The sequence below is a fragment of the Corynebacterium crudilactis genome (assembly GCF_001643015.1).
GTDB classification, from domain to species: Bacteria; Actinomycetota; Actinomycetes; order Mycobacteriales; family Mycobacteriaceae; genus Corynebacterium; species Corynebacterium crudilactis.
In genome coordinates this window covers 1878791-1891752 of sequence record NZ_CP015622.1, presented here as the reverse complement: position 1 = coordinate 1891752, position 12962 = coordinate 1878791, and the positions used below count along the sequence as shown (strand labels likewise).

Genomic DNA, 12962 nt, shown 5'->3' with positions numbered 1-12962 from the left:
GTTAAAGCACCTGCTCCGCCCAGGATGCCAAACCTTCAAAACTTGATGAGGCCACCGCATGTTGGCGTTGCGGGATCCGGCCTGCTTGAGCGGCTAATCTTCCGGCTTCAACGGCGTGGAACATGGATTCGGCCATCGCGACGGGATTTTGGGCGCGGTTGATAGCGGAGGCCAGAAGGACGCCGTCGCAGCCGAGTTCCATTGCGAGTGTGGCATCAGAGGCAGTGCCTACACCGGCGTCGAGGATCACGGGTACGCTCGCGCGGCTGCAAATCAGTTCAATGTTGTGCGGGTTGAGAATGCCCAGGCCGGTTCCGATCGGGGAGCCCAATGGCATGACAGCTGCAACGCCACAGTCTTCTAGTCGGCTGGCAGTGATGGGATCGTCAGAGGTATAAGCCAGAACGGTGAAGCCGTCGTGGACGAGGAGTTCGCAGGCATCAAGAAGCTCAACGGTGTCGGGCAGCAATGTGTGTTCATCGGCGATGACCTCCACTTTCACCCAGTTGGTATCGAGGGCTTCCCGAGCCAATTGTGCAGTGAGGACGGCGTCGCGGGCAGTGCGGCAGCCTGCGGTATTGGGGAGAAGGGCGATCTCGAGGCGGCGCAGCATGGCAAAGATGGATTCTCCGCTAGAGGTGGTTGCTTGGTGTCGACGCATCGCCACGGTGGTCAATTGAGTTCCACTGGCGACAAGGGATTCCTCCAGCAACGCCTGAGAGGTAGCTCCGCCGGTGCCCATGATGAGGTGGGAATCGAAAGTTTTATCAGCAATATGCAGCATTTTAACCTCCCTGAATTGCGGTGAGAACTTCTACGGAATCGTTGTCACAAATGGCGCGTGACCACTGGGATCTGGGTACGACCGCGGCGTTGATTGCCACGGCGACTCCGGTGTCGTGGCCGATTTCTTGGTGGACCAATTGCTCCACGGTCAATTCGGAAGAGCGCATAGATGTGCCATTGAAGGTGTAGGTAATCACTTGTGAAAAATCCTTAAATTTGGTGGCGAAACGGATCGCACACATCAAGAGTGGGGAACAGTGGCTGGTTGGTTGCCATATCAACGGCAGCGCGCGCACCAAGGGCTGACAGCAAAATTCCGTGGCGGAAATATCCTGTGGACGCAATCACATTGGATCCAACCCATCCCAGGTACGGCAGGTCATCCGGGGTGCCGGGGCGGGCGCCGCAGGTGACTTCGATAAATTCGGTTTCTTCAATGCCCGGAATCAAACGGATAGCATCGCGTAGCAAATCATGCACTGCGCCCGTTCGAGGTTGCGGGTGATCCTCACGGCTTGTCGCGCCGATCGCGAGGGTGCCATCGGTACGCGGAATGATATAAATCTGACGATCTTCCACAAACCCGCGCACCACCTTGGTGACCATCGGCTGCAGTCGCTCCGGCACGCGCACGCGCACAATATCGCCGTACACCGGCCTCAACTGCAATGGGTTCGCGCCCTCAAACCAGCCGGGAATGCTTGCGGCGCCCAGGCCCGCCGCCAAAACAACAACGCTTTTCGACGCAACCCTCACCCCCGAATTCATCGTCACGGTCAAACACGGATCGTGGCCATCAATAGAGATCACAGCGTCGGCAATATGCTCCGCACCGCGTTGCAAAATGGCATCCAATAACGCCCGGGCATACAGACGCGGCGACAGCTGATGATCCCCATCAATGCTGACCACCTTGGAAATCCTCGGCGACAACGCTGGCTCCGCAGCCCTTGCCTGACGAGTAGTCAACACATCGACAGGCAAATCCTTCAAATGCATGTACTTAATCAACTCCGCAACATGCATGCCATCCGCGCGGTCCGCACCGATAAGAAGGGTTCCATCAGTGCGATACCCAGTGGGCAAGTCCGTGTATTTAGACACTCTTTGGAGGAGGTCTGGGTATAGGCGAGCGGATTCCTTCATCAACAAAATCAGATCATGTTGCTGATACTGCACCTCCGCGGTGGGGGCCAACATTCCGCCGGCATGATGAGTCGCACCGGAAATTGGGTCAGGATCAATCAACGTGACTTGGTAACCAGCCTCCTGGAATTCAAAGCAGGTGGTCAACCCAATGATTCCGCCGCCGATAATAATCGCATGCTTTTTCATGAGAGCCTTCCTAATTCAAAGTTGGCCACCACATTTTCAGCGACCTGCTGTGGATCATCAGATTCAGAAAAAGCCCGCACCATGGCAATGCCAGCCACACCGGTTGCGCTGAGAGCGCGCACATCGGCAGGGGTGACATCACCAATCGCAACGATCGGCACCTTGGACAATTCCACCAAAGGGGGATAACCCGCAAGGCCAATCGGTGGCCGACCTGAATCCTTGGTGGGAGTCTTCCGAAACGGCCCAGCACCGATGTAATCCAACACATCGGACAGCTCATTCGCCGCCGCCACAAGTTCTAGGGTTCCAGTGGTCAACCCAATGATCGCCTCAGGCCCCAACAACTCACGAGCCTCAAGCACCGACACATCATCCTGCCCAAGATGCACACCGTGAATCGGGAGTCCTTCGCGCATTAAGGAAGAAGCAACGTGGAGGTGGTCGTCGATAAGCACCCTCGTTGTTGGGCTGCACCGCGCAACCTCAAGCGCAACCCGAGATGCCAACTCGCTCATCGCTTCTGGCGAAATAGGCTTTGAACGCACCTGCACCACACCCGCGCCACCACGAGCCGCAGCAGACGCAGTGTGCACAACCTCATCCACCGAGCCCGCGCCAGTCACAACATAACAACGCAGGTCAAAACGATTTTCAAACACGGGACAATCAATCCTCGCTTCCTTCGCTGGTGTTAACCAGACAGGTTCGAACGGTCCCGCGCAGCAACAGCGCGCAATCTCAGCCCAATGCATTGGGCACCCGTGGGGTAAGTCGCCACCAGTCAAGCCCGACAACCAAGATTTGTCAACGGTTAGTGCACCCAAGTGAGGGGAACAGACCCCAGTTTGAAAACCAAGGCACACATGTGAAAGAATATTTCAGTTGACTGTGCAAACCCCAACTCACGTTGGGCAAACGTGACAGCTTCGAAAATTGAAACGGAAACGAACCGGCCGAGCATCCCAATCCTGGGAAAGTGCCGCCAGGGTCCTCTTTCCCTACTAGTAAAAGGATTGTTTATATGAACATTCTGGATAAGATCGACGCAGCATCCCTGCGCGAAGACATTCCTGCATTCCGTGCTGGCGATTCCCTCGACGTTCACGTCAAGGTTATTGAAGGCGCTAACACCCGTACCCAGCTTTTCAAGGGTGTTGTCATTCGTCGTCAGGGCGGCGGAATCCGCGAGACCTTCACCGTCCGTAAGGTTTCCTTCGGCATCGGCGTTGAGCGTACTTTCCCAGTACACTCCCCAAACATCGAGAAGATCGAAGTTACCCGTCGTGGCGATGTTCGTCGTGCGAAGCTGTACTACCTGCGCGAACTGCGCGGCAAGGCTGCACGTATTAAGGAGAAGCGCTAATTTTTAGCGTTTGGTTGGTGCATAAATAACACCTGACCAGCCCCTAGTTATTTACCTTGTGTGAATAACTAGGGGTTTCTTTGTTTTTCATCCCGCACTTTGCCCGCACTATTCCTGCACCTAGACTACAGCGGAATCCTGGGGGATAACGCCGGGATGGTCTTGTACCTGATCTGTGTCAAAGTATTGCTGATAGAGTGAATCCTCGTGACCGATTTTTCTAGTGCATCAAATGCCGACGATCCTACCCAGTCCTCCGCAGGAAACGCTGCAAGTGGAGGTCGTGCCAATCGACGTGCTGGAAAATCTAAAAAAGAATCAAAACCAACGCCGTGGTACATCGAGATTCCTATTGTTGTTGTTTTGACCTTGGCGTTGATTTTCGTGCTGCAGACTTTCGTGGGACGTATGTACATGATCCCGAGTGGTTCCATGGAGCCGACATTGCACGGCTGTGATGGCTGTACTGGTGATCGTATTCTTGTGGAAAAGGTCAGTTATTACTTCTCTGATCCAGAGCCTGGTGATGTCGTTGTTTTCAAGGGCACCGATTCTTGGAACGTTGGTTTTACTACGCAGCGCTCGGATAATTCTGTGATTCGTGGTCTGCAAAATCTTGGCTCTTATGTGGGATTAGTGGCACCAGACGAAAATGATTTGGTTAAGCGCATTATTGCTTCTGGCGGACAGACCGTGTCGTGCCAAGAAGGCGATCTGGGAATTATGGTTGATGGTAAAGAAGTAGATGATAGCTATACGCTGCAGCCTGCGCAGTTCCCAATTGATGAGACCTCTGGCTCTACTGAATGTGGTGGCAACTACTTCGGCCCGCTCACCGTTCCTGAAGGAAATTACTTCATGATGGGCGATAACCGCACAAATTCCATGGATTCTCGCTATCACTTGGGCGATGAGTACCAGGGAACCATTCCGGAGGATCACATCAAGGGCAAGGTTCAGGCCATCGTGCTGCCATTTAGCCGAATCGGCAGCATCGACGATCCTGCCATTCAAAGCTAAAATATCGCTTTTCGACGCCTCCCTCTATGCGACGCCTTAAGCATCTCCGGACCCTTGAGGTCACCTTGTCCCGCAACGGGTTAGGGCCCGTAGCCGGAGTAGATGAAGCAGGACGTGGTGCTTGCTGCGGTCCTATCTCCATTGCCGCCTGCATCCTTCCGAACAAGCCTATTGAAGAGTTAGCCGCCCTAACAGACTCTAAAAAGCTCAGTGCGACGACTCGTGAAAAACTCATGCCGATCATTAAAAAGCATGCTCTAGCATGGTCCGTAATAATTATTTCGGCACAAGATATTGATCGATTTGGCATACAGCATGCCAATATTTCCGGCATGCGCCGAGCTGTTGCTGCTCTGGAAACCCGCCCGGGTTATGTTCTCACTGATGCGATGAAAGTTCCTGGCTTTGCCATTCCGTATTTGCCAATCATTGGCGGCGATGCCTCCGCGCGTTGCATTGCTGCTGCCAGTGTTCTTGCTAAACAAACCCGAGATGATCTCATGACTACGATGGCTGATAAATATCCTCATTATGGCCTTGAGGTTCATAAGGGATACAGCACGAAGATCCACATGGATGCGGTGCGTCACCACGGCGCAAGCCCAGAGCACAGATATAGTTATGCGAATGTGTCCAAGGCACACCAAGAATGGTTACAAGCTGCCGATGGAAAAATGATGGAAGGTGGAGCATGAGCGCTGAAGAACTCGACAATTATGAAGCAGAGGTTGAACTCTCGCTGTACCGCGAATATCGCGATGTAGTTAGCCAGTTTTCCTATGTTGTAGAAACTGAACGTCGATTCTATTTGGCGAATGCCGTGCAGCTTATTCCGCACAACAGTGGTAATGATGTCTATTACGAAGTCCGCATGTCAGATGCGTGGGTGTGGGATATGTACCGTTCAGCACGATTTGTTCGATACGTCCGAGTGATTACCTACAAGGATGTCAACATCGAAGAGTTGGACAAACCAGACATCATCATGCCTGAGTAGCTTTTTGCAGTAAAATACCAGGTCATATGGCCTAAAAATGTGCGGGATTATCAATTAATCCCGCACTTTTCCCGTTTCATATCTGCTTCTTTGTCAAGTGCCCTCTGGTCTGCATTGTGGATAACTAGCGTGGGGAGCTAGTTATCCACAGCCATGAAATAGACACTCTTGAAGCGTTTTCTTAAACCACGTTGAATCTACAGGCACAGCCAAAATAGATTATTTAACACTCGTGGGGGAGATATGAAAACACAAAAGCAATTTCTCGGGGCTTTTGGCGAAGACCTAGTGCTTCAGCAATATATGGATCAAGGTGCAGCGCTAGTTGCTCGCAATATCAGCTATTCATGTGGGGAAATAGACCTGATAGTTCAGCTAAAAAGCGGAACTATAGTTTTTGTCGAAGTAAAAACTCGGCGTGGTTGTGAATTCGGTGCGGCTGAATCGGTGGATTGCCGGAAAATGACACGAATGAGAAGGACCGCGGGGAGATGGCTTGAAGGAAGACCCTATTTTCCAGTCAGATTCGATGTAGTATCCGTTATTTTGGATCCGCACACCGGAAGCCCAGAAATCACCGTCTATGAGGATGTTGAACATGGCGCTCGGTAGAACTATTTCCACGGCACAATTGGGTGTTCAAGCAAAAATTGTTCGAGTCGAAGCCAACGTTGGACCAGGTCTTCCAGGAACATATGTTGTCGGCATGGCGGATACCGCTATTTCTGAGTCCCGAGATCGCATTAAAACAGCAGTGCATAACAGTGGATTGCAGTGGCCAAAAACGAAAGTGATAATCAATTTATCGCCGGCTTCAATGCGTAAACAAGGTTCGCAATGTGATTTGGCAATGACTGTCGCAGTATTGGCATCTCAAAGCCCAAACCCTCAAGTCCGATTTCATGCGCAGCACACAATGTTTCTCGGCGAGGTAGCGCTTGATGGCACTTTATTGCCTGTTACTGGAGTGCTCCCTGCGCTGCTTGCTGCTCGGGAAGAGGGAATTGAACGCGTTGTGATTCCTGAAGGAAATGCACAGGAAGCCGGGCTGGTTGATAATCCTCGCGTATTTGTTGCTAGTTCCATTGATCAGGTGATGCGGTGGCTAAATGATGAGGAGTCTTTACCTTCACCAGTCGTATTAGCTGGGCAAGATGATCTCAAATTACTGGATATGCGGGATGTCGTAGGGCAGCCAGAGGCCAGATTTGCTGCGGAAGTCGCAGCAGCTGGTGGGCATCATATGTTGATGATTGGTCCACCTGGTTCTGGAAAATCTATGATTGCAGAACGGCTGCCGAGCTTGTTACCTGAACTAACCTCACAGCAGATGATTGAGGCAACAGCTGTGCATTCTGTCGTGGGCCGAACCTTCTCAGGGCCAGTTTCTAGAGCGCCTTTTATTTCACCTCATCACAACGTTACTAAAGCAGCATTGTTGGGTGGAGGTTCTGGATCACCACTTCCAGGGGCTATTAGTTTGGCTCATCATGGTGTGTTATTTCTTGATGAAGTAAGCGAAATTCCAGCATCTATCCTTGATTCCTTGAGAACTCCTTTGGAATATGGGGCGATTCGGATTATTCGTTCACGCCACGATGTCACTTTCCCTGCCCAATTCCAACTCATTCTCGCTGCAAATCCGTGTCGGTGTGGAGCTGAAACACCCCAAGAATGTGTGTGCTCAGGAGCTGCACGAGCAACCTATCTGAATAACCTTTCTGGGCCGCTCCGTGATCGATTAGACATGGTTGTTGCAACCCATTCAAAAGGTGCGTTGCTGCGTAGTGATGATGTAGAAAGTTCAGCGCCGATTGCAGAACGCGTCGCCCAGGCACGTGAACGGTCTGCTCATCGTTGGTTAAAAGCAGGTTTAGGAGGCCTTGTTAATGCTCATGTAGATCCGCACTTTCTGCGAAGAAATTTTGCCGCAACCGAGGAAGCCATGGTGTATCTTGGGGCATTTTTAGCAGAGGGGGCGATCTCTCAAAGAGGGTGCGATCGGGCCATCAAATTGGGTTGGACTTTAAGCGATTTAGATGGTGCTTCGCAACCAAACCTAGATCATGTTGCTCGGGCAATGGCGCTTCGCGGTACAGCATATAGTGAGGTTGCAGCATGATAGATGCTCGATTACTTGCATGGGCGTATCTTTCAAAAGTCGTAGAAGGGCCAAATCTGTATCTGCAAAATCTGCTTAAAGATGGCCATGATGTGCAGAAAATAACATGTGGAATTAAGCAGAGGGAACCATGGATTGGAGAGGGGTTGCTTAAATCAACAGCTTCTCGATCAACAATTGACACGGCAAAAGATGATTTAGAAACTATCGCCAAATTGGGCGGTCGATTAATTACACCAGAAGATATCGATTGGCCGAGAGAAGAATTTGATCATGCTTTTGGGTTCGCGGCTTCTGGAATGAGCGATCATGTTCGTACGTATCAAGATGATGCACTTCCGCCACATGCATTGTGGATCAGAGGGGGAGACCTGAGGAAACTTAGTGCGCAATCTGTGACGCTCGTGGGGACTAGGGCAATCAGTAACTATGGAACGGCAGTGACACGGGATTTTTCCCAAGCTTTGGCAGCACATCAGTGGACGATTGTTTCAGGTGGTGCTTTAGGAGTAGATAGCGTGGCGCATAGCGAAGCGTTGCGCGCAGGAGGAGCAACAATTGCTATCTCCGCATGCGGACTTGATCGCTCGTACCCAAGCCACAATAAGGAGCTATTTAATCAGATTGCGGCGACAGAAAAGGGCGCTATGGTCAGCGAGTACCCTCCTGGAACGCCGCCACAACGACACCGGTTCCTTACTCGAAATCGATTAGTCGCAGCACTGTCGCAAGGCACAGTTGTTGTGGAAGCAGCGTGGAGATCTGGAGCGCTAAACACTCTTAGTTGGTGTGCTGGATTGGGAAGAGTTGCTATGGCAGTCCCCGGCCCAGTTAATACAGCAGGATCGTTGGGATGTCATGAACGGATTCGTAATGGAAGTGCCCAGATGGTCACTAGTGCAGATGATGTCAGGTCTTTGCTTGGTGCTGTCGGTGCGCTGGATAGCCAAGCACAGTATGAATTAAATTTTGCTGCTACACCGGTGCAGGGATTAACCAGGAATGAACTAAGAATCTTTGATGCGCTAGATGATCGTGGAGAGGGGAGGGAAGCCGCGAGTATTTCAGCAGAGGCAGGTCTGACGTTGCAGCTGACAATCTTTTTGCTCATCGATTTGCACAAGCGAGGAATCGTTGGGAGAGAAGGAACCTTGTGGTCGAGAAATTTGGAAGCGCAATAAAAATTGTTGAAAAGGTTGCGGGGTTCCGAACCGAAAGATACTGTATGTGAGGCAAGCCTAAGTATGGTTTTTAAGGTACGGGCTGGTTCCTTGAAGGCTGTTGGGTGATGTTCCTCTACGAGCATTGAGTGGCATCGCGCTAGGGTTAGCACTATGGGTGAGTCAAAAAAGATGGTGGCACGTTCGGATAAGAACGTGTCACCATCTGGCGCTTCAAGTTCGGTTTCGATGGCACAATTACATACGCTGATTGATGATTTCTGTGAGCATCTTGACCTTGTTGTGGGTAGATCTTCGGCGACTATCCGTGGCTACCGGTCGGATCTTTACTCCATGTCAGAAGCGATAAGGGGCATCGATAATTTCACGCTGCCATATCTGCGTCAGTGGATGGGGGTTGCGGTTGAAGAAGGAAAGTCTCGAGCGACACTTGCTAGACGTACGGCTTCAGCTAAGGCTTTTTCTTCTTGGGCTCAGAAAAATGGGTATCTCAAGACTGATGCAGCTGCCCGATTAGTTTCTCCGAAAATTAATCGAGACCTGCCGAAAATTTTAGGGGAACAGCAGGCTAGTGAGTTCGTGGAAAATGCTGCTTCTGCAAGTGCGGAAGAATTCTTAAGAGATTCAGCAATTTTAGAATTGCTGTATGCCACAGGTATCCGCGTCGCGGAATTATGTGGAATAGATTTGCTAGATATCGATCATGGCCGACGGATGATTCGAGTGCTTGGCAAGGGTGATAAGGAACGTGTCGTCCCATTTGGTGAAGCTGCCCATATGGCTTTAAAAAGCTGGATGGAGGTTCGAAATGAGATGGCGCAGAATACGAATGCGCTTTTTGTTGGCGTCAGGGGGCAACGAATAAATGCTAGGCAGGTCCGAAGGATTGTGGACAAAGCTGCAAAAGTGACCGGTGTTGAGCACCTTTCCCCGCACTCGTTGCGTCATACAGCGGCTACGCACCTTCTTGATGGTGGTGCGGATCTTCGACAGGTTCAAGAATTATTGGGGCATTCTTCAATGCAAACTACTCAAATTTACACTCACGTTAGTAATAAAAGATTGCTTGAAGCTTTTAATAAAGCGCATCCACGTGCTTAGTGGATTGCTTTAAGTCTGATGGTTGGTCGGGGGAGAAGCGAAAGTGGATTGATGTAGTCTTCGTCAATTTTTGCGCCCCATTGAAGTCCTGGAAATGATGTGGTTGGATGCCCGAGAGTTCCAATCACCTCACCTTTTTCTATGGGATCTCCAACGTTCAGGTGAGCGTGAACTGGTTGATACGTAGTCCTGATTCCGTCTCCGTGATCAATCGACATGGTGGGTGTTCCTACAACTGTTCCGGCGAAAGCAACTGTTCCTGAATTGCTGGCTAGTACGTGCGCCCCAATTTCTAATGGAAGATCCACACCGCGGTGTCCTGGAAGCCAATTTTGGGCAGGTTTGTCGAATCCGCGCAGCACTATTCCTGCCTTGTCTTCGCCGGTAGCTGGATTGACATATGCATGAGCTAGTGAGGGAGTTAGTAAAACCGTCAGAAAAAAGGAGAGTCCGAGAATCCATCTGCATCGTATGTTCATATGCTTAGCCTTATTGGACGCATGAGTGGTGTCCATAGTGTTGGGGCGCGGCTGTGGATTATGAGAGAGATGGGGCAGATGTTAAGCAGCAATATTTGATTGATTCACAAGAGCCATTGGAGCGTTTGGGAATGCAGGTCAAGGCATGTAGGCTTGTCGACAGCAGTGTGTCTGAATTGTGCTTTGTTATGCCTTAGGGCAAGGAAAGTTCCATTTTTTCAACTGACTACGCGCGATGGCGTTGAATATTATTTCAACTCTGGAACAACAAGGTCCCAAAGAACTCTTTTGAGTTTTAGGGTGTTGAGCTGGGAAACCATCGCTAGGGTGCAGGATAAAAACCTGCACAAATTTCCAAAACCGAAACCCTTAGACTTAATGAAAGGGGCTTAACATGGCAGTCGTAACCATGCGAGAGCTTCTCGATGCTGGTGTGCACTTTGGCCACCAGACCCGCCGCTGGAACCCGAAGATGCGTCGTTTCATCTTCACCGAGCGCAATGGCATCTACATCATTGACCTTCAGCAGACCCTGACCTACATCGATCAGGCTTTCGAGTTCGTCAAGGAGACCGTTGCCCACGGCGGCACCGTTCTTTTCGTTGGCACCAAGAAGCAGGCTCAGGAAGCTGTTCAGGTTGAGGCAGACCGCGTTGGCATGCCTTACGTGAACCACCGTTGGCTTGGCGGTATGCTGACCAACTTCCAGACCGTTTCTAAGCGTCTGAGCCGCATGAAGGAACTGCAGGCTATGGATGCTGCAGAAAACGGCTACGAGGGTCGCACCAAGCGCGAAATCCTCATGTTGACCCGTGAGCGCACCAAGCTGGAGCGCGTCCTCGGTGGTATCTCTGAAATGACCCGCGTGCCTTCCGCACTGTGGATCATCGATACCAACAAGGAGCACATTGCGGTTGCTGAGGCTCACAAGCTGAACATCCCAGTTGTTGCCATCTTGGACACCAACTGTGATCCTGATGTCGTTGACTTCCCAGTTCCTGGTAACGACGACGCTATCCGCTCCACCGCACTGCTTTCCCGCGTCATCTCCACCGCTGTGGTAGAAGGCAAGAAGGCACGCGAAGAGCGTCAGCTTGCAGCTGCTAAGGATGCAGCAGGCGAAGCAAAGCCTGAGGCTGAAGAAGCACCAGCAGTAGAGGCACCAGCAGTAGAGGCTGAAGAGGCACCAGCAGCTGAGTAAGCTGCCCCTCTTTACAGCATTTGCTGTTTGCTGACCTACTTAAAGCCCCCACGACAATGGAACTTTGACTTTTAAAATTTCATCGCCGTGGGGGCTTTTTGGGCAGCCACCCCGCCCATGTCGCCACGTGATCGACTGATTGCATGTACGATCACTTTTTAGACGGGCGGGTAGGACTACCGTGTCCTAACCTAAGCTTGTATAGCATTAATTATCCATACATAAGGAGGATCGCCCCGTAATGGCGAACTACACCGCTGCGGATGTTAAGAAGCTCCGCGAACTCACCGGTTCCGGCATGCTCGACTGCAAGAAGGCACTGGAGGAGTCCGCTGGCGACTTCGACAAGGCTGTTGAGATCCTGCGCGTCAAGGGCGCAAAGGATGTCGGAAAGCGCGCAGAGCGTAACGCAACCGAGGGTCTTGTTGCAGTTTCTGGCAACACCATGATTGAGGTCAACTCTGAGACTGACTTCGTTGCAAAGAACGCTGACTTCAAGGAATTCGCTGCAAAGGTAGCTGCAGCTGCTGCAGCTGCAAAGGCTAACTCCCAAGAAGAGCTTGCAGCAGTTGACGTGGATGGACAGTCCGCTGACGCTGCACTGCAGGAATTCTCTGCAAAGATCGGCGAGAAGCTTGAGCTTCGTCGCGCAGCTACCCTCGAGGGTGACAAGACCGCTGTTTACCTCCACCAGCGTTCCGCTGACCTGCCACCAGCAGTTGGCGTTTTGGTTGCATTCTCTGGCGAAGGTGAAGTTGCTGAGGCAGCTGCACGTCAGGCTGCAATGCAGATTGCTGCTCTGAAGGCTTCTTACCTCACCCGTGAGGACGTTCCTGCTGAGATTATCGAGAAGGAACGCTCCATCGCTGAGCAGATCACTCGTGAAGAGGGCAAGCCAGAGCAGGCTATCCCTAAGATCGTTGAAGGTCGTCTGAACGGCTTCTACAAGGAAAACGTTCTGCTTGAGCAGGCTTCCGTTTCTGACAGCAAGAAGACCGTTAAGGCTCTGCTGGAAGAGGCAGGCGCTACTGTTACCTCCTTCGCTCGCTTCGAGGTTGGCCAGGCTTAAGCCTTTTAACGTATGTGGGAGTTTTTGATTCCCACATAGAGTTTTTAAGTTTTGAATGAAACTTAAAATTTTAAAGAATTGCCCCGCGTATCGCTACAGGTGCGTGGGGCTTCATTCTGCGTGGAGTAGTTTTTTAACAACTTATTGCGCTAAAACCCTAGGCTTTCCGCATTGAATGCACGGAGCGATGTAAGATCGAATCCCAGGAATAGGGGGTGCTCTGATTCTGTCATCGTGGCAATTAAATTGTTGCGGGGCATCGGGAGCACCCTGTGGCTGATGTTAAATGCGGTTGGCAAAACCCC

At 51.3% G+C, this 12962-nt stretch carries 15 protein-coding genes and 1 riboswitch; of the genes, 10 read left to right on the top strand and 5 right to left on the bottom strand.

Going from position 1 to position 12962, the window contains the following annotated elements; translation table 11 throughout:
• Nucleotide 1: 1 nt before the first annotated feature.
• From ccrud_RS08890 to ccrud_RS08875, 4 genes are read right to left on the bottom strand one after another with little or no spacing between them, the layout of a single operon-like run.
• Nucleotides 2-784, bottom strand: a complete 783-nt coding sequence (locus tag ccrud_RS08890) for a thiazole synthase (RefSeq protein WP_003857587.1) — start codon at nucleotides 782-784, stop codon at nucleotides 2-4.
• A gap of 1 nt (nucleotide 785) precedes the next feature.
• A complete protein-coding gene (thiS, locus tag ccrud_RS08885; protein ID WP_003857586.1) occupies nucleotides 786-983 on the bottom strand; it encodes a sulfur carrier protein ThiS in 198 nt (65 codons plus the stop codon).
• 13 nt (nucleotides 984-996) lie between these two features.
• The gene (gene thiO, locus ccrud_RS08880) at nucleotides 997-2121 is read right to left on the bottom strand and encodes a glycine oxidase ThiO (protein WP_003861894.1); all 1125 of its coding nucleotides are present in this window, start codon (nucleotides 2119-2121) and stop codon (nucleotides 997-999) included.
• Nucleotides 2118-2783: a thiamine phosphate synthase gene (locus tag ccrud_RS08875; RefSeq protein WP_066566425.1), complete on the bottom strand. Its 666-nt coding sequence runs from the start codon at nucleotides 2781-2783 to the stop codon at nucleotides 2118-2120. The genes thiO and ccrud_RS08875 overlap by 4 nt, the downstream gene beginning before the upstream one ends.
• Before the next feature lies 1 nt (nucleotide 2784).
• Nucleotides 2785-2897, bottom strand: a riboswitch (TPP riboswitch).
• Nucleotides 2898-3145: 248 nt separating this feature from the next.
• Here ccrud_RS08875 and rplS point away from each other — a divergent pair.
• The 8 genes from rplS (at nucleotide 3146) to ccrud_RS08835 (ending at nucleotide 9908) form a co-directional block, all read left to right on the top strand.
• Nucleotides 3146-3487 carry a 50S ribosomal protein L19 gene (gene rplS / locus ccrud_RS08870; protein ID WP_066566423.1) on the top strand — a complete coding sequence of 114 codons (342 nt, stop codon included), beginning with the start codon at nucleotides 3146-3148 and terminating at the stop codon, nucleotides 3485-3487.
• Between the two features lie 207 nt (nucleotides 3488-3694).
• A complete protein-coding gene (gene lepB / locus ccrud_RS08865; RefSeq protein WP_066566420.1) occupies nucleotides 3695-4507 on the top strand; it encodes a signal peptidase I in 813 nt (270 codons plus the stop codon).
• Nucleotides 4508-4533: 26 nt separating this feature from the next.
• Complete coding sequence (locus ccrud_RS08860; RefSeq protein WP_066566413.1) at nucleotides 4534-5202, top strand: ribonuclease HII; 669 nt, start codon at nucleotides 4534-4536, stop codon at nucleotides 5200-5202.
• Nucleotides 5199-5504, top strand: a complete 306-nt coding sequence (locus ccrud_RS08855) for a DUF2469 domain-containing protein (protein ID WP_003857573.1) — start codon at nucleotides 5199-5201, stop codon at nucleotides 5502-5504. The genes ccrud_RS08860 and ccrud_RS08855 overlap by 4 nt, the downstream gene beginning before the upstream one ends.
• Nucleotides 5505-5747: 243 nt before the next feature.
• Complete coding sequence (locus ccrud_RS08850) at nucleotides 5748-6116, top strand: YraN family protein (protein WP_066566403.1); 369 nt, start codon at nucleotides 5748-5750, stop codon at nucleotides 6114-6116.
• Nucleotides 6103-7626 carry a YifB family Mg chelatase-like AAA ATPase gene (locus tag ccrud_RS08845; protein WP_066566400.1) on the top strand — a complete coding sequence of 508 codons (1524 nt, stop codon included), beginning with the start codon at nucleotides 6103-6105 and terminating at the stop codon, nucleotides 7624-7626. The genes ccrud_RS08850 and ccrud_RS08845 overlap by 14 nt, the downstream gene beginning before the upstream one ends.
• Nucleotides 7623-8807 (top strand): DNA-processing protein DprA, encoded by a 1185-nt coding sequence (gene dprA, locus ccrud_RS08840; protein ID WP_066566394.1) that lies wholly within the window; start codon nucleotides 7623-7625, stop codon nucleotides 8805-8807. Before ccrud_RS08845 ends, dprA begins: the two co-directional genes overlap by 4 nt.
• 153 nt (nucleotides 8808-8960) lie before the next feature.
• Complete coding sequence (locus ccrud_RS08835; RefSeq protein ID WP_066566384.1) at nucleotides 8961-9908, top strand: tyrosine recombinase XerC; 948 nt, start codon at nucleotides 8961-8963, stop codon at nucleotides 9906-9908.
• On the opposite strand, the gene ccrud_RS08830 is transcribed toward ccrud_RS08835, so the two are convergent.
• Entirely contained in the window at nucleotides 9905-10387 is a 483-nt protein-coding gene (locus ccrud_RS08830) for a M23 family metallopeptidase (protein ID WP_066566381.1), read from the bottom strand. The genes ccrud_RS08835 and ccrud_RS08830 overlap by 4 nt on opposite strands.
• A 394-nt stretch (nucleotides 10388-10781) precedes the next feature.
• Between ccrud_RS08830 and rpsB the strand changes: the two genes are divergently transcribed.
• Complete coding sequence (gene rpsB, locus ccrud_RS08825) at nucleotides 10782-11588, top strand: 30S ribosomal protein S2 (protein ID WP_066566379.1); 807 nt, start codon at nucleotides 10782-10784, stop codon at nucleotides 11586-11588.
• 241 nt (nucleotides 11589-11829) lie between these two features.
• Entirely contained in the window at nucleotides 11830-12657 is an 828-nt protein-coding gene (gene tsf, locus ccrud_RS08820; RefSeq protein ID WP_066566377.1) for a translation elongation factor Ts, read from the top strand.
• The last annotated feature ends 305 nt before the right edge of the window (nucleotides 12658-12962 follow it).